Genomic DNA, 21036 nt, shown 5'->3' on the forward strand with positions numbered 1-21036 from the left:
CTTAATTGAGTATCTGAACGGCAGCGCCGGGCTGCACGCGCTGCGCGCCGTCAGCGATCGCTCGCTCACCGGGCTTTATGCCGGAGGCAATCTGAAACTGCTGGCCGATCTGTCCGGCGACCTTCAGCGGACGCATTTCGGCTTTGCCGTCGGGGTTAACCACCCAGGCAAAGAACCCGTCGCCGTTCTGCTGCACCGCAGCGGCGGGCAGGGTCAGCACCGGCTGCTCGCTGGCCGGGCGCAAATACACGTTCACGTTGCCGCCGGGCAGAAGCTGATGGCGCGGATTGGCGAACTCGGCGCGCAACATCACGCTGGCGGTACGCGGGTCGATGCGGTTGTCCACGGAGGTGAGTTCCCCGCTAACGCGCTGGCCGTTGCTGTCAATCAGCGCCTGCCAGGCCTGCTTCATGGCGCGGATATCCGCATGCTGTCCGGCTTTGGTGGCAAACGCGCCCTCTTCCAGCGCAAAGGCGATGCGGATGGGATCGAGCTGCACCACCTCCACCAGCACACCGCTGGCAGGATTCACCAGGCTGCCGACGTGAAAGTTGCTGTGCCCCACGCGCCCGTCAATCGGTGAAATAATGCGCGTGTAGTTGAGAGTGACGCTGCGGGTGTCGAGACGGGCTTTCGCCTGCTCCAGCGCGGCGCTGGCTACGTCGCGCTGCATGCGGGCGTTATCCACGTCGTGGCGGCTGATGGCGTTACTGCTGCCCAGGCTTTCGAAGCGGGACAGCTGCTGCTGCGCCTGCCGCAGCGTGGCTTCGGCGCTTCTCACCTCGGCCTGCGCCAGGCGCAGGCCGGCGCGCGGCTCGGCGTCGTCCAGCTCGAACAGCACGTCGCCTTTTTTCACGTACTGCCCGTCGCGAAAGTGGATTTTGATGATGACGCCTTCCGTACGCGCGCGCAGCTCAACGGTGTGAATGGCTTCGATGCGGCCTGGGATCTGACGCTCGGCGGCGTGGGCGGTCTGCTCCACGGCGGCGACGCGAACGGGAATGGCGGCGGCAAATGCGGGTTGCAGGGTGCAGGCGAGGAGCGCGAACAGGAGTGGGAGTTTCATGGGAGTACCTCAGTATTTTCCCCTCACCCTAACCCTCTCCCCAAAGGGGAGAGGGAACTAGAATACCCTCTCCCCTTTGGGGAGAGGGCAGGGTGAGGGGTAAGGTTTTCGTTATGCAGCCTTTCGGAACCTGCGGGTCAGTCGCTTCTCAATTTCAACGACGAAGAACATCGCGCCTGCCACCGCCAGGGTCACGAACCAGTAGCGCAGCGGCAGCGCTTCGGTGCCAAACAGCATCTGCATAAACGGCAGGTAGATAATCGCCGCCTGGAGCAGGAACAGCACGCCCGTCACCAGCCAGATACCTTTGTTTGCCAGCAGGCCGCGGTTCAGGGAGAATCCGTCGGTGTTGCGGCAGTTAATCATGTACACCCACTGGGCGCAGACCAGCATCTGCAGCAGCACGGTGCGGATGAACTCCGCGCTGTGGCCGCGCGGGGCCAGCCAGGCTTCCAGCGCAAAGGCGGCGATGGCAATCATGGTACCGACGAAGGCCACGCGCCAGACGGCGTAGGCGTCCATCACGTGCTGCCCGGTCTGACGCGGCGGACGGCGCATGATGTTACGCTCGGCAGCCTCAAAAGCCAGACCGAAGGAGAGCGTGGCGGAGGTGGCCATGTTCATCCACAAAATCAGTACCGGCGTCAGCGGAATGATGTTCCCCGCCAGCAGCGCAATCACAATCAGCAGACCCTGCGCGAGGTTGGTCGGCATGATGAACAGAATGGTCTTCTTCAGGTTGTCGTATACGCGACGCCCCTCTTTCACCGCGCTGGCGATGGTGGCGAAGTTATCGTCCGTCAGGACCATGTCCGCCGCCTCTTTGGTCACTTCCGTGCCTTTGATGCCCATCGCGATGCCCACGTCCGCCTGACGCAGCGCCGGGGCGTCGTTCACGCCGTCACCGGTCATGCCGACGATTTCGCCTTTGTCCTGCAGCGCTTTCACCAGGCGCAGCTTATGCTCCGGGCTGGTACGGGCGAAGATGTCATATTTCACCACCGCTTCCGCCAGCGCGGCGTCGTCCATCTTCTCCAGCTGGTAGCCGGTGACCGCCTGCTCGCTGTTGGTGATCCCCAGCATCTGGCCGATGCTCATCGCCGTCTGCGGGTGATCCCCAGTGATCATCTTCACGCGGATCCCCGCCTGCTGGCAGGCGTTAATCGCATCAATGGCTTCCGGACGCGGCGGATCCATCATCCCGGCGATGCCGAGGAAGATCAGACCGTGGCTCAGGTCATCGTGCGTCAGCGCCTGCTCGCCGTTCGCTGGCTTAAACGCCGCGGCAACCATGCGCAGCCCCTGACGCGCATAGCGCTCCATTTCGCTTTCCCAGTACTCGCGGTTGAAGGCTTGCGCACCGTTGCGGGTCTGCTGCTCGGCGCACAGAGCGAAAATCACGTCCGGCGCGCCGGTGATCAAAATCTGCTCCTCACCGCCAATCTGGTAGTGGGTGCTCATGTACTTGTACTGCGAGTCGAACGGGATCTTGTTGACCAGCGTGGTCATTACAGGCTCGAGGTGGGCTTTCGCCGCCAGCACCTTCAGCGCGCCCTCGGTCGGGCCGCCGGTGATGCCCCACAGGCCGCGCTCATCCTGAATCAGCTGGCTGTCGTTACACAGGTCGATGGTGCGCAGGTACTGCTCCAGCACGGTGCCCGGCTGGATCTGCACCGGCTCGTCGCTGCCTTCGAGGTAGATGTTGCCCACCGGCTCGTAGCTGTTGCCGTCCACGCGGTAGCAGGCGTCGGCGGTGATGATGGCTTTCACCGTCATCTCGTTCATGGTCAGGGTGCCGGTTTTATCCGAGCAAACCACGGTCATCGCGCCCAGGGTTTCGACGGTAGGCAGCTTGCGGATAATGGCCCGCTTGCGCGCCATCGCCTGTACGCCCAGGGAGAGAATGATGGAGATAATCGCCGGCAGACCTTCCGGTACGGAGGCTACCGCCAGGCTAATCAGGGAGAGCAGCAGCTCGCCCATTGGGATCTCGCGGAACACCAGGCTGAAGACAAACAGCGCGGCCATCATCACCAGTATAATGGCGAAGATCGCTTTGCCCAGCTTGTCCATCTGCACCAGCAGCGGGGTGCGGTGTTTTTCAATGCCCGCCATCATCTGGTTGATGTGGCCGAGCTCCGTCTCTTTACCGGTTGCAGTGACCACGCCGACGCCACCGCCCGCGCTCACGGTCGTCCCGGAGAAGACCATATTGGTGCGATCGCCCAACGGCAGTTCGCCGCTCAGCGGATTCGTGTGTTTATCCACCACGGTGGATTCACCGGTCAGAATCGCCTCTTCCACGCGTAAATTATGCGCTTCGATTAAACGCATATCCGCCGGAATACGATCCCCTGCGCGTAATACAATAATATCGCCCGGGACTATTTCAGTCGTCGGTATAGTTTCATGATTGCCATTACGAATAACACGCGCCTCGCTGGAGAGCATATTGCGAATACTCTTCAGGGATTTTTCCGCGTTGCTTTCCTGAATATGACCAATTAAGGCGTTGATTACCGCCACGCCCAAAATAACCAGCGTATCGACCCAGTGGCCCATTACTGCCGTTAATACTGCGGCGGCCAGCAGGACATAAATCAGGACATCATTAAAGTGCGCAAGAAAACGCAGCCAGGCCGGCTTGCCTTTTTTCTCCGGCAACGCGTTCGGGCCCTGTTTCTGAAGACGCGCCTGCGCTTCTGTACGGTCCAGACCGCTGGCCTGGCTCTGCACGTGGGTAAGCGCCTGCTCTGCGGTCAGCTGGTATGCCAGCCCGCCGGAAGGCGGCACGTTTGAGGACAATTTTTTTTCGGTCATCGTATTTTTCCTTCAATATCCGGTGAACAGAAGCCTGAAATCCTTTCTGGCTTAAATAAATTGATTTTAAAGTCTTGCGGGTAAAATTGATCTACCGCAATATATTTACTGCTGGGTTATTCAAAATTGATTAAAATTATTTCAACGCGCTGATTTTTACAAAATATTTCTAAACCAACACTAAACGAGGGGGAACCATGTTTGGTATTTATCGCGGACGACGCCTGGCGTTATACATTGTCGCAGCCATTGTTATTGCGACGTTAATTGGATATAGCACCTATACGTTTGTAAAATTATTTTCATGATAAAGACGTTTATTTACATAACGCGATATTAACAGGAATGCCGGGTCGTATTTTGTTATTTATTCGCAAAATAATACCTGCGTTTTATTCAATTACGCCTGCGTGGCTGATATTGCTTTACGTTTCAGGATGCCGGACAATGACATTTTTAACTGACGATTAACATTACGATGAAACACCCGTTAGAATCGCTGCTCACCGCAGGGGGCATTTTGCTGATGGCCCTGCTCTCCTGCCTGCTGTTACCCGCGCCGTCGCTGGGTCTGGTGCTGGCGCAGAAGCTGGTTCAGACCTTTCATATGGTCGATCTGAATCAGCTGTACACCATTCTGTTCTGTCTGTGGTTTTTGGTGCTCGGCGCCATCGAATTCTTTGTCCTGCGTTTCATCTGGCGCCGCTGGTTTTCACTGGCGTCGTAGGCCGGTAAAATCACGCATACCGTGGATCAGCGCCTCACACCAGGCCGCGTAGTCGTGGCCGCTGGATGAGGGATGGAAGCTGACGCGGTACCCTTTTTCGCGCAATACCCGCTCGAAATCCTGCGTGGTGCGATAGATCCCCCCGCCCGGCCCCGTGGTTTCAAACTTTCCGGCCTGCAGCCAGAAGCGGACCGGATACGGCGATGACTGCTGGTACTGGCGCGTCAGCCAGCCGGGCGCTTCCCCTTTCGGTGCCCACCAGTACGATCCAGAAAGACTCAGCACGTTGCCAAACAGGCGCGGGTAGCGCAGCGCTACCCATGAGGAGGCAATGCCTCCGTAGCTCGATCCCGCCAGCACCGTTTTCTGCCGCTGCATCGCGATGCCCTGCCCGCGTAACCGCGGCAGTAGCTCGTGCGCCATAAAGTCGGCAAAATCCGGGTTCGGCGGCAGCTCGTTGCCGCGTCGGGCGTGATCGAGGCTATCGATAAACACCACGTTGACGGGCGGGAGATGGTGGCGGCCTATCAGACCATCCAGCACGTTGGCAAAATGGTACTCGTCCTGATAAATCTGCCCGTCGAACAGGATCAACGTCCAGCGCGCGGGCTGCGCACCGCGCGGTTTGTAGATCGTCACTTCGCGGGCATTGCCGAGGATGTTGCTGCTCAGCCTCTGGCGGCTCAGCGTGCCGTGCACCAGGGGCTGTGCCGTGGCCTGAACCGAGCAATAGCGCGCCGGGCTGAGATCGAGCAGCGAGTAGCGATTCCAGCGATCCGCCTTCTGTTGACCAAAGGTGTTCGGATTAAGCGGATCGGCCTGCGCGCTGACGAGGATCGCGCGGCGTTGATCGCGTGAGGAACCCTCAACAATCGGCACATCGGGCGCGAGCTTGTACTGCATCACCGTGTCGGCGGGCACCACGTAGCTGCGGAACCAGACATCGCTGTTGCCGAGGCGAAACAGCGGATCGTGATCCCCCGCCGGTGAGCCGAGAATAAATACGTTATCCCTGGCGCCGCGCCACAGGAAAGTGATGCGCTTATGGTCCGCGTCCACCGGCTCCACCATCGGTGTTCCCTGCCGAATCTGCGTCTGCCAGAACGCGTCGGTACTCCCTCCGTCAGCAATCTCTTTTGCCAGCGCCTGAAGCGTCGGGCTTTCAGGCGTCAGCATCTGTACGCGCGGTAACGCAGAAGTTTCTTTCATCCGCCACTGAAAGCGCCACGGCTTACCCGCTTCACCGTGCAGCATCAGAGAGGTGCCCTGCTTCACCGGCAGGGCAAACAGCAGCGTGTGTTCGCCATCCGCTGGCCCGCTTTCGATCAGCGTGCGGATATTTTGGTTTTGCCCGTTCAGCAGGCGCGCGTCCGTCACGCCGTTCAGCGTGGCGGAAACATAATTTTCACCCAGTTCAGGGAGTAAAAAGCAGACTTCACCGCTGGCATCAAATTTTCCCTGAATGTCTCCCCGCAGGGAGGACTGCTCGCATGCTGCCGCCATGGCGGGCAGCGCACCCATCCCTACCAGCAACCCACTCCATACCCTCTTCATTACCGCTTGTTCCCTGACGAAATTTGTTACCAACGCTAATGCAAATGGTAATAATTTGCAATATCATCTAAATCGTTTTACCGGTGTTTTTATGGCGATAGCCACCAAGGACGAGTAGAAAATATGTTTAAAAATAATAAGATAATGCAGCTCTGGCTGCTGAGTCTGGTCACATCCAGCGTGGCAGTGCAGGCAGAAACCACTGAAGAAACCCTTACGGTGACGCAGGGAATGAGCCAGGAACCGACCGCGCCCGTGAAGGGGATTGTGGCGACGAAAACCCTCTCTGCGACAAAAACCAGCGCGGAGATCGTTAAGACGCCGCAGTCGGTATCGGTGATCACCCGCGATCAGATGAACATGCAGGACGTGACGTCCGTGTCCCAGGCGCTGCGCTACTCGGCGGGCGTGTTTACCGATTACCGCGGCTCGTCGAACCGTAACGATGAGGTGTTCGTGCGCGGCTTTAGCTATGTGCCGAAATACCTCGATGGCCTGAGCTTCGGCGCGACCGCCTCGTCCCAGACGGGCTCGATTGATCCGTGGCTGCTGGAGCGCGTGGAGCTGGTGCGCGGCCCGGCCTCGGTGCTGTTTGGACAGGTGAATCCGGGCGGGTTAATCAGCATGACCAGCAAGCGCCCGACGGCGGAGGCCATCCGCAACGTGCAGTTCCGCACCGGCAATAACGACCTTGCCGAGGGCGCGTTTGATTTCGGTGGCAGGCTCAGCGACGATGGCCGCGTGCTGTATCGCGTGAACGGTATCGCCCGCACCCAGCATAATCAGGTGGATGATTATAAAGAGACGCGGATGGCGATTGCGCCTGCCATCACCTGGTACCCGAACGATCAGACCCGCTTTACGCTGCTGACCAGCTACCAGAAAGATCCGGATGCGGGCTACCGCAACTTCCTGCCCGCGTACGGCACGGTGAAAAGCGTCGACGGGAAGTACATCCCGCGCGGCTTTAACGTCAGCGATCCGAATTACAATCAGTCCTGGCGCGAGCAGACGATGATTGGCTACGAGCTGGAAAACCAGTTTGCCGACAACCTCACCTTCCGCCAGAACGCGCGTTACGCCGCTATTAAGCAGAAATATCGTTATCTGGTTTACGCCAACAGCGCGGCCAACAGCACGGTGTTGACCCGTCGCGCCCAGCGTGAAGAGCGCTCCACCGACGAGTTCGGCCTGGATAACCAGCTGGAGTACCTGCTGGAGACCGGCAGCGTCAGCCACACTCTGCTCGGCGGGTTCGACTACAAGACCAGCAAAGATAAACAGCTGCTGGCACGCGGGAGCGGTTCACAGTATAACCTCGACTGGACGAACCCGGTGTACGGAGTGAACGTGGATGAAAGCACCTTCAAAACCGCCAGCGACGAGCAGCAAAATCTCGACCAGATGGGCCTGTATCTGCAGGATCAGATGAGCTGGAACCGCTGGGAGTGGCTGGTGTCAGGACGCTACGACTGGAGCGAAGTGCGCACCCGCGACTTCACCGACGGCAGCGCTACCCAGCAGAACGACAGCAAGTTCACCTGGCGTACCGGTCTGCTGTACGCGTTCGACGCTGGCCTGTCGCCGTATGTCAGCTACAGCACCTCGTTTGAACCGAACCTGCAAACTAACCGCGCGCCGGGCGTTACGCCCTTCAAGCCGACCACCGGGGAGCATACCGAGATTGGCCTGAAGTATCAGCCGGTCGACACCACGCTGATGACTCTCGCGCTGTACGATTTAACCCAGGACAACGTGGCGACCTACAACAGCGCCGAAGGCTGGTTCGAGAACGCAGGCAAGGTGCGTTCAAAAGGCGTTGAGGCGGAAATCCACTCTACGCTGATGGATAACATCAACCTGATTGGCTCGTACACCTACACCGATGCAAAAACCAAAAGCACCACGGTGGCGGGCACCGAAGGCAAAACGCCCGCGCGTATTCCTGCGCATATGGCCTCGGCGTTTGCCAGTTATACCGTTCCGGGCGGCGCGCTGAAGAGCCTGACCGCAGGCGTGGGGATGCGCTACATCGGCACCAGCTACGGCGATGCGAAAAACACCTTCAAGGTGCCGTCGGTGGATCTGTATGACGCCATGGTGAGCTACGATCTGGGCGAAATGAACCGCAGCCTGAAAGGGGCGAGCGTGCAGTTTAACGTGAATAACGTGGCGGACACGAAATATGTAGCGTCATGCGCAAGCGATACGGCGTGCTTCTATGGGATTGGCCGTACGGTGACGGCGACAGTGAATTATCGCTGGTAAGCATGGTGCGGTCTGATCCCCTCACCCCGGCCCTCTCCCCAAAGGGGAGAGGGTGTTTTTAGTCCCCTCTCCCCTTTGGGGAGAGGGTTAGGGTGAGGGGATGTTTTTCAGTGCGCCCGACTGTGGTTTTCTTTGCGATACGCCCCGGGCGGCTGATGGAAGGTGCGGGTAAAGATGCGTGTAAACGTCTGCTGCGATTCAAAGCCGTAGCGCAGGCAGATTTCGTACACGCGTTCGTCAGATTCACGCAGATCGCGTGCCGCCAGCAGCAGCTTGCGTTCGCGGATGTAGCGTCCCAGACTTTCACCTTTGTACTGCATAAACAGCCGCTGCAAATGCCACTTCGAATATCCCGCGTGGCGGGCAATCTCTTCGATACGTAACGGCTGGTGCAGGTTGTCATCGATCCATTCGACAATTGTATCAATGACCTGAGCGGAAATCGTCATACTGCTCTCCCCCTCTGCTTCTCGGTTCAACATTATTCCCACCACTCGCGAAATTGTTGGGTGCTATCGCTCACCCGGACCGGTTCGCCCAGCTCCGGCGTCAGCAGCCGATAATTTTTGTCCTTGCTGGCCCGCGCCAGCTGGATCAGCGGATCGTTCCACGTATGCTTCGCCAGCGCGAAACGTCCGTTATGCCCCGGCACCACCGCTTTCGCGTTGAGATCCGCCGAGGCCTGCGCCGTCTCATCCGGCAGCATGTGGATGTACTTCCAGTCCTGGTCGTACTGACCGTTTTCCATGATGGCTAAATCCACCTCGCCAAACTGCTCGCCGATGGCCTTAAAGTGCGGGCCGTAGCCGGAGTCACCGCTGTAGTAAACCTTCTGCTCTGGCGTGACAAACATGAAGCTGCCCCACAGGGTCTGGTCGCGCTTAATGCCGCGCCCGGAGAAATGGCGCGCGGGCAGCACGTGCACCGTCAGCGCATCGCCGATCTGCACCGACTGGTTCCAGTCCCGCTCGTCGATAATCTCCGGGTTCATGCCCCAGTAGCGCAGATGTGAACCCACGCCGAGCGGCGTGACCACGCGCTTTACCTTCGGCAGCAGCGCCCTGATGGTGGCGTAATCCAGATGGTCGTAGTGATCGTGCGAGATAATCAGCAGGTCAATCGCGGGCATGCTCTCCGCGCGCCACGGATACTCCCCCGCAAACGCTTTATTGAGGAACGAGAACGGTGCGGCGTAGTTGCCAAGGACCGGATCGATCAGGATGCGTTTACCTGCCAGCTGCATATACCACGAGGAGTGGCCGAGCCACACCAGCGTATCCTGCTCCAGCGGCAGGCTGGCGAGATCGGTTTTCACCAGCGGTAGCGGCTGCGCCGGGCGGGCATTTTCGGTTTTACGGGTCAGGAACTGCCACCACGCCACCAGCATATTTTGCTCACCCGTGAAGCCCGGCGTCGGCAGCGTATTGTGGAACTTCCCGTCGCGATAGTGCGGGGAGGCTTTTACCCCGGAGAGCTGCTCACCCTGCGGTGGCTGACCAAATCCGGCGTTTAGAATAAAAGGTAAACTCGCAGCTGAAGCAATAATCATGACAAACACCACGCAGATGAATAGAGGCTTTTTCATTTCCTGACCCGAGTACGCGACCCATCCGATGGTTTACGCGGGTTGAACTTGATTATGAGTGAGTAAGCACTCATTATTAGATATGATGAATATATCGTCAAGACGTTTTCGATCTTTGACATTCCGCGTTGCAGCGGTATGAACCGCATGCTTCAATACGTATTTTTACAATTGACAAGGGGGAGAATTGAGTGGCACGTCCGAAGAGTGAAGATAAAAAACAGGCCTTACTGGAAGCAGCAACCGCTGCGTTTGCGCAGTCAGGGATTGCGGCCTCAACGGCGCTCATTGCCCGGAACGCAGGCGTCGCTGAAGGCACTCTGTTTCGCTACTTTGCTACTAAAGACGATCTGCTGAATGCCCTCTACCTGCACCTGAAGCAGGATCTCTGCCATACCATGCTGACGAACCTCGATCGAACCATCACCGAGCCAAAAGAGCATACCCGTAATATCTGGAACAGCTATGTGGACTGGGGCATTCGCCACCCTGTCGCACATGCAGCCATTCGCCAGATTGGCGTCAGTGAAAAGCTGAGCGCCGAAACGGAACAGGCAGTGAAAGAGATGTTCCCGGAACTCCATGAGCTGTGCCGCCGTTCAGTGCGTCCGGTGTTTATGTCAGATGAATTTAAAACGTTTGGCGATGCGCTTTTCTTATCGCTGGCGGAAACCACCATGGAATTTGCCACCCGCGATCCGTCCCGTGCCGCCAATTTTAAAGCGCTGGGTTTTGAGGCAATGTGGCGCGGGCTTGCTCAGGAAGATAACGATGGACAGTAAATCCCTGCAGGAACACGCAAAACGCGTGGCGCTGGAGATGCCTTTCACCGAACACTGCTGGCCGTTTGGCCCGGAGTATGACGTGTTTAAAGTGGGCGGGAAAATTTTTATGCTGATGGCCACCGCACACGGACGCCCCCACGTAAGCCTGAAATCCGACCCGGAAAAATCGTTGTTAAACCAGCAGATTTATCGTGGCGTTGAACCGGGCTATCACCTCAATAAAAAACACTGGATTTCGCTCTACGGCACCGAGGACATCACGCCTGAACTGGTCAGCGACCTGATCGCGGATTCGTGGAATCTGGTCGTCGATAAGCTACCGAAAAAAGATCAAAAGTGGATACGCCCGGCCTGATTGTTCGTCTGTGCCGAACAGTTTAAGCGCTCGAATTGCACTTATCTTTTGCCGTTTCGCGCGGTAATCTGCTCTCCTTTCGCGCCCGCGAGCGGGCGAATTTCATCACCAGGAGTTGTTATGGATATCATTTCTGTCGCCCTGAAACGCCACTCCACCAAGGCGTTCGACCCAACCAAAAAACTGACCGCTGAAGAAGCGGAAAACATCAAAACCCTGCTGCAGTACAGCCCCTCCAGCACCAATTCCCAGCCGTGGCACTTTATTATCGCCAGCACCGAGGAAGGGAAAGCGCGCGTGGCAAAATCTGCTGCGGGCACTTACGTCTTCAACGAACGCAAAATGCTGGATGCCTCTCACGTGGTGGTGTTCTGCGCGAAAACCGCGATGGACGATGCCTGGCTTGAGCGCGTTGTCGACCAGGAAGAAGCCGATGGCCGTTTCAATACGCCTGAAGCCAAAGCCGCGAACCACAAGGGCCGCACCTATTTCGCCGACATGCACCGCGTGGATCTGAAAGATGACGATCAGTGGATGGCGAAGCAGGTTTACCTGAACGTCGGTAACTTCCTGCTGGGCGTGGGCGCGATGGGCCTGGACGCGGTGCCAATCGAAGGGTTTGACGCCGCCATCCTTGATGAAGAGTTTGGCCTGAAAGAGAAAGGCTTCACCAGCCTGGTGGTGGTGCCGGTTGGGCATCACAGCGTGGAAGATTTCAACGCCACGCTACCGAAATCCCGCCTGCCGCTGAGCACGATTGTGACTGAGTGCTGATCGCTTCTTGCACGCCGGGTTCCGGCGTGCAAGTTATTAATAGAGCGTAATCTGCGGATGCTTTACCTCACACACCAGCGCATAACGCGTTAATGTATCGAGACTCGCCCGGGTAATATTCGCTTCCATTCTTGATACCGTTGGTGCGCTGACGCCCATCCGCTCCGCCACCTGGGCGCGCGTCAGGCCAGCATGATTGCGCCATTGCGCCAGCATCTCCCGCAAACGCTCCTTGCGCTCTTCTGCATCAAAGGAAGCCTGAACCTCTGAATCGCTTAACAGTTCAGCCCTGAGTTCATCCCAGTCAATAATCTTCTTGCTCATCCAACATCTCCTGTTGTCGTTTCAGTGCCAGACGGAGTTCAGCTGAGGGCGTTTTTTGCGTCTTCTTAACAAACACGCGCAAAAGAAAAATCGTCTTTTCCCGCTGGTAAACATAGATACCTCGGGTATGGATCAGCCCAACGGTCCTTATTTCAAACAGGCCATGCGGCAATGGTTTGCTGTCAGGTTCCCGAAGAGCCGTCGGGTTTATGCGCAATTTATCAAGCTGGCGAATCAGCTTCGCCTTCACCCCAGCAGGCAGTAAGAGAATCTCTTCCCTTACCGCCTCATGAACGATAAGTCTGAACACGATATTTCATCCCTGATGATATTAGCATATAAGGCAATTTGCATTAAAGGCTAATTTAGCTTTTCGTGTCCCACCTTACCCATTTTTAACAGGAAGAACCGGATCCGCTTTGATTACCTGAAAGCCCCTCGCAAAAAACTTATTTCCCCTGCGCCGCCAGCCACGCCATCGCCCTCTCCCCTGCCTCATCCACCGGAAGATACACCAGCAGCCGCGACCCGTTTCGCGGCGCGGAGTACCAGTACATCTGCTGCAGCGTAAAATCCCCCAGCTCGGGATGGGTAAACAGCTTGAGCTGGTTCTCCACGCCGCGCACGTCGTTGCGCTGGTGCCACAGGGTTTTGAACTCTTCAGACACCGCAAAGAAGCGCGCCAGCTTCGCTTCCCACAGCGGATCGCCACGGTGCTCAGCCATCGCCGCGCGGAAATAAGAGACAAATATCGGCAGCACGTCGTCACGCCTGCCGAGCCGCGCGCGCCACGCCGGATGGGTGAGGAACAGGTAAATACAGTTACGGTCTTCTGGTGGAATCGCGTTGAAATCGACGCCCATCAGGTGCCCGAAGCTGTCGTTCCACGCCACGATATCGAAATTCGGTTTCTGGATACTGGCGGGTTTCGGCATCAGGGTATCCAGCAGACGTCGCGTGCCTTCGCTGATCCCCTCGCAGCACACCGCCTGCGGGGCTTCTCCCGGCGGCAGGCCGGCGAGCACGAAAAGATGCCGGGACTCGGTTGGCGTGCACTGCAGCGCTTTCGCGATGGCGGCCATTACCGCGCTGGACGGGTTGACGTCCCTGCCCTGTTCCAGCCAGGTGTACCAGGTGACGCCCACGTCCGCGAGCATCGCCACCTCTTCCCGGCGCAGACCCGGCGTGCGGCGGCGACCGCTGCGCGGCAGGCCGAGACGCTGGGGATCGAGGCTTTCACGCCGCGCGCGCAAAAATGCCCCCAGCTGTTTTCGGGTGTCATCCTGAAGTGAGGTGACGGGTTCTGACATCAAGGCCATAAATCCCCCTGCATGGTAGTGCCAGTACCAGTATAAGCAAGAACTGGTACCCGTTTATCAGATGGTTGATGCTACGACCATCTGATGAATGACGCAATGGAGTTCCCATGAATACGTCAGTTGTTTCACCGGGCCGCGCAGGCCTGATATTGCTGTTAACCGGCCAGATGCTGCCGCTGATTGATACCTCAATCACCAACGTGGCGCTGGATTCCATCACCCACTCGCTGCACGCCAGCGCCACCGAGCTGGAACTGATTGTCGCCCTTTACGGCGTAGCCTTCGCCGTCTGTCTGGCGCTCGGCAGCAAGCTGGGGGATAACTTAGGTCGCCGTCGCCTGTTTATGTGGGGCGTAGCGAGCTTTGGTCTGGCCTCGCTGCTGTGCGGCATGGCGGGCAACATTGAGCAATTGCTGGCGGCGCGCATCGTTCAGGGCGCGGGGGCTGCGCTCATCATGCCGCAGATCCTGGCCACGCTGCACGTCACGTTAAAAGGGACCGCTCATGCTAAAGCCATTAGCCTGTTCGGCGGCATCGGCGGGATTGCGTTTATCGTCGGCCAGATGGGCGGCGGCTGGCTGGTATCGGCGGATATCGCCGGGCTGGGCTGGCGTAACGCCTTCTTTATTAACGTGCCGATTTGTCTGGTGGTGCTGGCGCTGAGCCGTCGCTACGTGCCGGAAACCCGTCGCGATACCCCGTCGCGCATCGACTGGACCGGCACCGTGCTGCTGGCGATGATCCTCTGCTGCCTCCTGTTCCCGATGGCGCTTGGCCCGCAGTGGCACTGGTCGTGGCCGCTGAATGCCGCGCTGATAGCCATTATTCCACTGGCATATTTAATGGTGCTGAACGCGCGTAAAAAAGAACGTGAGGATGCTCACCCGCTGATCCCGCCGCGCCTGCTTTCGCTTCGCAGCGTTCGCTTTGGCGTACTGATTGCGATGCTCTTTTTCAGCGTCTGGTCCGGGTTTATGTTCTGCATGGCGCTGACCATGCAGACCGGCCTGGGGATGGCGCCATGGCAGTCCGGGAACAGCTTCATCGCCCTGGGCGTGACCTATTTTATTTCAGCCTGGTTCGCCCCGCGCCTGATCGCTCGCTACAGCACCAGTACCATCCTGCTGACGGGACTGACGATCCAGATTATCGGCCTGCTGGCGCTCATCGCGACGTTCCGGATTTGGGGCGTGAACAACACCGCGCTGACGCTGGCTCCGGCGACCGGACTGGTCGGCTACGGGCAGGCGCTGATTGTGAACAGCTTCTACCGCATCGGGATGCGTGATATTCAGCCTGATGACGCGGGGGCTGCGAGCGCCATTCTCAGCACGCTGCAGCAGGCCGCGCTGGGGCTTGGCCCCGCCATTTTCGGCGCGATTTTGCTGCACGGGCTACAGAATTATCATGGGGATTATACGCAGGCGATTAACCTCTTCCTGGTGGTGGAAACCGGCCTGATGGTTATTCTGGCGCTGGCGACGCTGCGCATGCGTCATCGTCTCTGCCTGCCGGTAGTGAAGGTCTGTGAGGCCGCCAAATAACCCTGTGAATTTGCATAATAGATCCGCAGCCGCCATTATGGGGCTGCATCAATACAGGAGACGTTATGCAGGAATTAATTGCTCAGGTTGAAGAGTTAGGGATTGAAATTAATCACACCACCTCTTTAGTGATTATCTTTGGTATTATTATTCTTACTGCCCTCATCATTCATTTTATTCTGCACAAAGTCGTGCTGCGCACATTCGAGAAACGCGCCCAGGCCAGCAGCCATTTATGGTTGCAGATCATTACCCAGAATAAGTTATTTCACCGTCTGGCCTTTACCCTCCAGGGGATAATCGTCAATGTTCAGGCGGTTCTGTGGCTGCAAAAAGGCAGCGAAGCGGCGGAAATGCTCACCACCTGCGCGAAGCTGTGGGTGATGGTGTATGCCCTGCTCTCCTTCTTCTCTCTACTGGATGTGATATTCAATCTGTCGCAGAAAATGGCCACCGCGTCACAGCTCCCGCTGAAAGGGATATTCCAGGGCATCAAGCTGGTGAGCGCCATTCTGGTGGGGATTCTGATTATCTCCCTGCTGATCGGTCAGTCACCTGCCATTCTGATCAGCGGTCTGGGTGCCATGGCCGCTGTTCTGATGCTGGTCTTTAAAGACCCGATACTTGGACTTGTGGCGGGCATTCAGCTTTCCGCCAACGATATGCTCAAGCTCGGCGACTGGCTGGAGATGCCGAAATATGGCGCTAACGGCACGGTGACGGACATTGGTCTCACCACTGTTAAAGTCCGCAACTTCGATAACACCATCACCACCATTCCGACGTGGGCGCTGGTCTCCGACGCCTTTATCAACTGGAGCGGGATGTCCGCCTCCGGCGGGCGACGCATTAAGCGCAGCCTGAATATTGATACCACCAGCATTCATTTTCTTGACGAGCAAGAGCAGCAGAAGCTGATTCAGGCGAGGCTGCTGAAGCCGTATCTGGCCGCGCGTCATGAGGAAATTAACCTGTGGAATCAGCAGAACGGTGAAGGGGAATCGGTATTAAACCTGCGCAAGATGACCAATATTGGCACCTTCCGCGCCTACCTGAATGAATATCTGCGCAATCACCCGCGCATTCGCAAAGATATGACGCTAATGGTGCGCCAGCTCGCGCCGGATGCCAACGGCCTGCCAATTGAAATATACGCCTTCACCAACACGGTGATCTGGGCGGAATATGAAGAGATACAGGCGGATATTTTCGACCATATTTTTGCGGTAGTGGATGAATTTGGGCTGCGTATTCACCAGTCACCAACCGGGAACGATATTCGCTCCCTGGCGGGCGTCATCGCGAAATAATCAGGTACTGGCGCGGGAAATAAAGCGCCAGTCCATCATCACCCTTTCCGTGGGCGCATCTGGGTTGTCGATTTTGTTCAGTAACAGATCGACCGCCTTGCGCCCGATATCCCGCGACGGCTGTTCGATGGTGGTCAGCGAAATCATGTCCGCCAGCTCGGTGCCGTCAAAGCCCACCACCGCGATATCCTCCGGCACGCGCAGCCCGGCCTGCTGAATGGCCCGCAGCGCGCCTGCGGCCAGGGTATCGGAAACGGCAAACACAGCGTCCGGCGGGTTCTCTTTCAGCAGATTTTGCATCGCGGCCATCCCGGCGCGCGAGCTGAGATCGCTCGCGTATTCTACCACCTGATACTCCAGACCCTTCAGATGGATCACGCTCTTGTAGCCGCGCTCGCGCAGACGGGCATATTTGTAGCTGAGATCGTGGTTGATCATCGCGATGCGTTTGTGGCCACCGTCGGCCAGCTGGCTGACGGCGTGCTGTGAAGCGTCCACATCATTGATGCCGACGCAGGAGACCGCGCCCGCATCGGCATATTCGGCGCACTGCACCCACGGCGCGTTGCCAATCAGCGCGGCCAGTTCAGGCAGCTTTGAGAAGGCGTCCATGGTGATAATGCCGTCGACGATTTTGCCGGAGAGCAGGCTTAAGCCCGAGCGGGAGCGCTCAATGTCCGAGCCGGAGTTGCACAGCAGAATGCGGTAGCCGTTTTTCTCGGCCTCTTCTTCAATGCCCTTCACCACCTCGGCGCAGAACGGGTTAGCGATGTTCGAGACCATCACCAGGATCATATAGCTGCGGGCGGTGCGAAGCTGACGGGCGAGCAGGTTAGGCTGGTAGTTGCTCTCCTGGATCGCCTGCAGGACGCGCTCGCGGTTTTTCGCCTTCACCGTGTCGCTGTTGTTGAGCACGCGGGAGACCGTCGCCACGGAGACCCCGGCAAGCTGAGCGATTTTCTGAATTGACATAGCGACGACACATCCTGCGGTTAACGTTTTGTGCAGGCTACCATAAATTGGTTGCCCGGCGAACCGGGCAACGCGTCATTACGCCACGCGCACCCAGCGCTGCTGCTGATGGCTTTTCACTATCGCATCAATGATATACATCACGTTCGCGCCCTCGTGGAAGGTCGCAAACTGCGGCGTTTCCGGCATCGCGCCCGCCTGCACGGCGCGGTAGAACTGCGCCATCATATTTTTGAAGGCATCCGGCCAGCCTTCAATATGCCCGCCGGGGAAGTGGGCGCTGTCAGCCACGTCAGGGTTCATCAGGCCGGGATCGTCGCTCAGGGTCTGATTCGCCTGTGCGCGCTGGCCGATCCACAGCTGCTGCGGGTTCTCCTGATCCCACGCCACCGACCGCTCGCTGCCGTTGATCTCAAACGTCAGGCGGTTTTTGCGCCCCGCACTCACCTGCGAAACGTTAAAGCTGCCTTTACTGCCGTCGTCAAAGCGGAACAGCACCGAACCAAAGTCTTCGGTGGTGACCGGTTTGTCTTCATATTCCGCCTGCTCGTCGTGGGAGAAGGTTTGATTCCCGCCCTTGCTGGCTCTCCGCGTCGGCCAGACGACGGCGAGATCGGCCATCACCTCGGTAATGCGCCGCCCGGTGACGAACTGCACCGTGTCGCACCAGTGGGAACCGATATCCGCCACCGCGCGCGATGCGCCGCCGAGCGCGGCATCCACCCGCCAGTTGTAGTCGGTTTCCAGCAGCATCCAGTCCTGCAGATAGCTACCGTGCGAGGCAAACAGCCGCCCGACGCTGCCCGCGCGCATCATGCTCGCCGCCTGGCGCACCATCGCAAACTGGCGATAGACAAAACTCACGCCATGCACCACGCCCGCCTGCTCCGCCAGCGCCACCAGCTCGCGCGCCTCGTCCGGTGTCATGCACAGCGGTTTTTCGGAAAACACATGCTTGCCCGCGCGCAGGATCTGGCGGTTAATCTCCGCGTGCAGATGGTTCGGCGTGCAGTTGTGCACCACGTGCAGATCGGGGTGCGCGAGCAGTTCCTCCACGCTGGCACAGGCGTGCGGCACGTTAAGCTGGCGCGCTTTTTCCTGCGCTTTAACGAGCGAGCCGCCGCAGAGCGCGACCACCTGCACAAACCCGAGACGCCTGAGCGCCTCGATATGCGCCGGACCGATAAACCCGCTGCCGATAATGCCGACCTTAATCATGCTTGTCTCCTGCCGCGAAGTCGTCAAACGCGCGCCCGGAGACTGGAATGATGTGGCGGCGGATAAACTCGCTGCCTTCGCGCGCGCCGGTATCGCCATCCTTCAGGCAGCACTCCCACTCCAGCACCGCCCAGCCGTCGTAGTCGTACTGGGTCAGCTTGCTGAAAATGCCCTTAAAGTCGATCTGTCCGTCGCCGGGCGAGCGGAAGCGTCCGGCGCGGTTGATCCACGGCTGATAGCCGCCGTAGACGCCGCTGCGCCCGCTGGGGCGGAACTCGGCGTCCTTCACGTGGAACGCTTTAATGCGCGCATGGAAGATATCGATAAAGGCCAGATAGTCCATCTGCTGCAGCAGCATATGGCTCGGATCAAAAAGAATGTTGCAGCGCGGATGGTTATCCACCAGCGCCAGAAAACGCTCGAAGGTCACGCCGTCGTGCAGATCTTCCCCCGGATGTAGCTCAAAGCAGACGTCCACGCCCTGCTCATCGAAGATATCCAGAATCGGTCGCCAGCGGGTTGCCAGCTCCCTGAACGCTTCCTGAAAACGCTGCTCGTTGTGCGGCGGCCACGGGTAGAAAAACGGCCACGCCAGCGAGCCGGAGAAGGTGGCGTGTGCTTTCAGGCCTAATCGGGCCGAGGCGACCGCCGCCTGCTTCAGCTTTTCCGTCGCCCACGCCTGACGCGCCGCCTCGTTACCGCGCACGGACGCAGGGGCGAAATGGTCAAACGCCTCGCTGTAAACCGGGTTTACCGCCACAAGCTGCCCTTCCAGATGGGTCGACAGTTCGCTGATAACCAGCCCGTGCGCGGCCAGCTTGCCCGCGATTTCATCGCAGTAGGCCTGACTCTCTGCGGCTTTCTCCACATCAAAAATGTGCGGATGGTTGCAGGGGATCTGCACCGCTTTGTAACCCTTCGCCGCCGCCCATCCTGCCAGCCCGTCGAGGGTGTTAAACGGTGCTTCTGTGCCAATAAACTGCGACAGAAAAATGCCCGGTCCTTTCATTGTCCTCATACCACCTCCTGAACGTTACGCCTTGTCATCGTCATACTTAAACGTGAGAAGGAAAATCAGCGCGATCGCCGCGGCAGCTACCGCCGGGATCCACCAGAATGTGACCCACGCCTGCGGCACGGTTTGTCCTGCCACCAGGCGGTTATAAAGCGCGCCGGAAATCTGCGAGCCGAGCAGCATGCCGATGCCGTAGGTGAACATCACGATCATGCTCTGCGCCTGGCCTTTCACCTTTTCGCCCGCCACGCGGTCGGTGTAGATAAAGCCGACGACAAAGAAGAAATCGTAGCAGACGCCGTGGAGCAGAATGCCGAGGTACAGCAGGATGCGCCCTTCCTCGCTCACGCCCAGCGCGAACATGGCATAGCGTACGAACCACGCCAGCATGCCGATCAACAGCATGACTTTCACGCCCAGACGGCGGAAGAGCAGCGGGATCACCAGCATGAAGAAGATTTCCGACATCTGCCCGAACGACATGGCGGTGCTGACGTCGGCAATGCCGGCATCCGCCAGATACGAGGCGGTGTAGGCGTAGTAGGTGCCGAGCGGGACGGAAATCAGCATCGCGCAGACGGAGAAGACGAAGAAGTGGCGGGTTTTGAGCAGTGCAAAGGCATCCGCGCAGAAGAGATCGCGCACCTTCACCGGCAGGCCTTTCGCCGGGGCGGGCGTATGCGGCAGCGTCAGGCTGTAGAGAGCCAGCAGCACAGAGCTTATCGCCGCCACCTGGAAGATGGTGACACTGGACGCCACGCCGGTGACGCCGATGAAAATGCCCGCCACGATCCAGCCGATGGTGCCAAACACGCGCACCACCGGGAAGGTTTTATCCACGTTCGCCAGGCTGTGAAACGCGATGTTGTTGGTCAGCGCCAGGGTCGGCATGTAGCAGAGCGTGTAGCCAAACAGCAGGCCAATCAGCAGCGCGCCGTTCTCGGCAATCAACGCCCCCGGCACAAACCAGAGGATCGCCGCGCCCGCGAGGTGCATCACCGCCATCACCTTCTGCGAGGCGAAGAAGCGGTCCACCAGCATCCCGAGCACGAACGGCGAGAGTATGGAGGCAATTGGGCCAGCGGAGAACGCGTCGCCAATCAGCAAAGACATGTTGTGCTGTGTCATCACCAGGCCGAGCGTGACCGACCAGCTACCCCAGATAAAAAACTGCAGAAACATCATCAGCGACAGACGCGGCACCAGCAGCCGGTGCTGCACTATTGCCTTTTCACTACTTTCAGTTGACACCATGATAAGCCTCACCCGGAAAAAGTAATCGATTACAAACAGAACAAACAAAAAGTAATCGATTACAAATTAAAGATCCTGTGGATCGAAACAGAATTGGGAGAGGGGTCACGATAAAGGTAAAGGGAAGGTGCCGGGTGACGGCTGCG

19 protein-coding genes are annotated in these 21036 nt (G+C 58.3%); 7 read left to right on the forward strand and 12 right to left on the reverse strand.

Annotated elements, in window-relative coordinates:
- Position 1: 1 nt before the first annotated feature.
- A complete protein-coding gene (locus tag ACWKXT_RS06900; protein WP_454532035.1) occupies positions 2–1066 on the reverse strand; it encodes an efflux RND transporter periplasmic adaptor subunit in 1065 nt (354 codons plus the stop codon).
- Positions 1067–1177: 111 nt separating this feature from the next.
- On the reverse strand, positions 1178–3886 hold the full coding sequence (locus tag ACWKXT_RS06905) for a cation-transporting P-type ATPase (protein WP_454532036.1): 2709 nt from the start codon (positions 3884–3886) through the stop codon (positions 1178–1180).
- Between the two features lie 478 nt (positions 3887–4364).
- On the opposite strand from ACWKXT_RS06905, the gene ACWKXT_RS06910 reads away from it, so the two are divergent.
- Positions 4365–4613, forward strand: a complete 249-nt coding sequence (locus ACWKXT_RS06910) for a DUF1158 domain-containing protein (RefSeq protein ID WP_032103885.1) — start codon at positions 4365–4367, stop codon at positions 4611–4613.
- On the opposite strand, the gene ACWKXT_RS06915 is transcribed toward ACWKXT_RS06910, so the two are convergent.
- A complete protein-coding gene (locus ACWKXT_RS06915) occupies positions 4599–6167 on the reverse strand; it encodes an alpha/beta hydrolase-fold protein (RefSeq protein WP_454532037.1) in 1569 nt (522 codons plus the stop codon). The two genes, ACWKXT_RS06910 and ACWKXT_RS06915, sit on opposite strands and share 15 nt — an antisense overlap.
- Before the next feature lie 123 nt (positions 6168–6290).
- Between ACWKXT_RS06915 and ACWKXT_RS06920 the strand changes: the two genes are divergently transcribed.
- Positions 6291–8435: a TonB-dependent siderophore receptor gene (locus ACWKXT_RS06920; RefSeq protein ID WP_454532038.1), complete on the forward strand. Its 2145-nt coding sequence runs from the start codon at positions 6291–6293 to the stop codon at positions 8433–8435.
- Positions 8436–8542: 107 nt separating this feature from the next.
- On the opposite strand, the gene ACWKXT_RS06925 is transcribed toward ACWKXT_RS06920, so the two are convergent.
- Entirely contained in the window at positions 8543–8884 is a 342-nt protein-coding gene (locus ACWKXT_RS06925; protein ID WP_028012253.1) for a RamA family antibiotic efflux transcriptional regulator, read from the reverse strand.
- A gap of 32 nt (positions 8885–8916) precedes the next feature.
- Positions 8917–10020 (reverse strand): RomA family MBL fold metallo-hydrolase, encoded by a 1104-nt coding sequence (locus ACWKXT_RS06930; RefSeq protein WP_454532039.1) that lies wholly within the window; start codon positions 10018–10020, stop codon positions 8917–8919.
- Positions 10021–10211: 191 nt separating this feature from the next.
- Between ACWKXT_RS06930 and ACWKXT_RS06935 the strand changes: the two genes are divergently transcribed.
- From ACWKXT_RS06935 to nfsB, 3 genes are all read left to right on the forward strand, one after another.
- Positions 10212–10802, forward strand: a complete 591-nt coding sequence (locus tag ACWKXT_RS06935; protein ID WP_080327983.1) for a TetR/AcrR family transcriptional regulator — start codon at positions 10212–10214, stop codon at positions 10800–10802.
- A complete protein-coding gene (locus ACWKXT_RS06940) occupies positions 10792–11160 on the forward strand; it encodes an MmcQ/YjbR family DNA-binding protein (protein ID WP_454527962.1) in 369 nt (122 codons plus the stop codon). Before ACWKXT_RS06935 ends, ACWKXT_RS06940 begins: the two co-directional genes overlap by 11 nt.
- 120 nt (positions 11161–11280) lie before the next feature.
- Positions 11281–11934, forward strand: a complete 654-nt coding sequence (nfsB, locus tag ACWKXT_RS06945) for an oxygen-insensitive NAD(P)H nitroreductase (protein WP_248237526.1) — start codon at positions 11281–11283, stop codon at positions 11932–11934.
- 36 nt (positions 11935–11970) lie between these two features.
- Here nfsB and ACWKXT_RS06950 read toward each other — a convergent pair whose 3' ends face one another.
- The 3 genes from ACWKXT_RS06950 to ACWKXT_RS06960 form a co-directional block, all read right to left on the reverse strand.
- Entirely contained in the window at positions 11971–12258 is a 288-nt protein-coding gene (locus ACWKXT_RS06950) for a helix-turn-helix domain-containing protein (RefSeq protein WP_454527963.1), read from the reverse strand.
- Complete coding sequence (locus tag ACWKXT_RS06955; protein ID WP_454532040.1) at positions 12239–12568, reverse strand: type II toxin-antitoxin system RelE/ParE family toxin; 330 nt, start codon at positions 12566–12568, stop codon at positions 12239–12241. The genes ACWKXT_RS06950 and ACWKXT_RS06955 overlap by 20 nt, the downstream gene beginning before the upstream one ends.
- 139 nt (positions 12569–12707) lie before the next feature.
- Entirely contained in the window at positions 12708–13577 is an 870-nt protein-coding gene (locus ACWKXT_RS06960) for a helix-turn-helix transcriptional regulator (RefSeq protein ID WP_454532041.1), read from the reverse strand.
- 107 nt (positions 13578–13684) lie between these two features.
- On the opposite strand from ACWKXT_RS06960, the gene ACWKXT_RS06965 reads away from it, so the two are divergent.
- Complete coding sequence (locus ACWKXT_RS06965) at positions 13685–15121, forward strand: MFS transporter (protein ID WP_454532042.1); 1437 nt, start codon at positions 13685–13687, stop codon at positions 15119–15121.
- Positions 15122–15186: 65 nt separating this feature from the next.
- Positions 15187–16431, forward strand: a complete 1245-nt coding sequence (locus ACWKXT_RS06970) for a mechanosensitive ion channel family protein (RefSeq protein ID WP_454532043.1) — start codon at positions 15187–15189, stop codon at positions 16429–16431.
- Here the strand turns inward: ACWKXT_RS06970 and ACWKXT_RS06975 are convergent, their stop codons facing one another.
- The 4 genes from ACWKXT_RS06975 to ACWKXT_RS06990 form a co-directional block, all read right to left on the reverse strand.
- Complete coding sequence (locus ACWKXT_RS06975; RefSeq protein ID WP_454532044.1) at positions 16432–17403, reverse strand: LacI family DNA-binding transcriptional regulator; 972 nt, start codon at positions 17401–17403, stop codon at positions 16432–16434.
- A gap of 78 nt (positions 17404–17481) precedes the next feature.
- Positions 17482–18621, reverse strand: coding sequence for a Gfo/Idh/MocA family protein (locus ACWKXT_RS06980; RefSeq protein ID WP_454532045.1), 1140 nt, complete (start codon positions 18619–18621; stop codon positions 17482–17484).
- Positions 18614–19639 carry a sugar phosphate isomerase/epimerase family protein gene (locus tag ACWKXT_RS06985; RefSeq protein WP_454532046.1) on the reverse strand — a complete coding sequence of 342 codons (1026 nt, stop codon included), beginning with the start codon at positions 19637–19639 and terminating at the stop codon, positions 18614–18616. Before ACWKXT_RS06985 ends, ACWKXT_RS06980 begins: the two co-directional genes overlap by 8 nt.
- Positions 19640–19654: 15 nt before the next feature.
- A complete protein-coding gene (locus ACWKXT_RS06990; protein ID WP_454532047.1) occupies positions 19655–20890 on the reverse strand; it encodes an MFS transporter in 1236 nt (411 codons plus the stop codon).
- Positions 20891–21036: the final 146 nt, after the last annotated feature.

The organism is Enterobacter sp. UPMP701, from assembly GCF_053709515.1.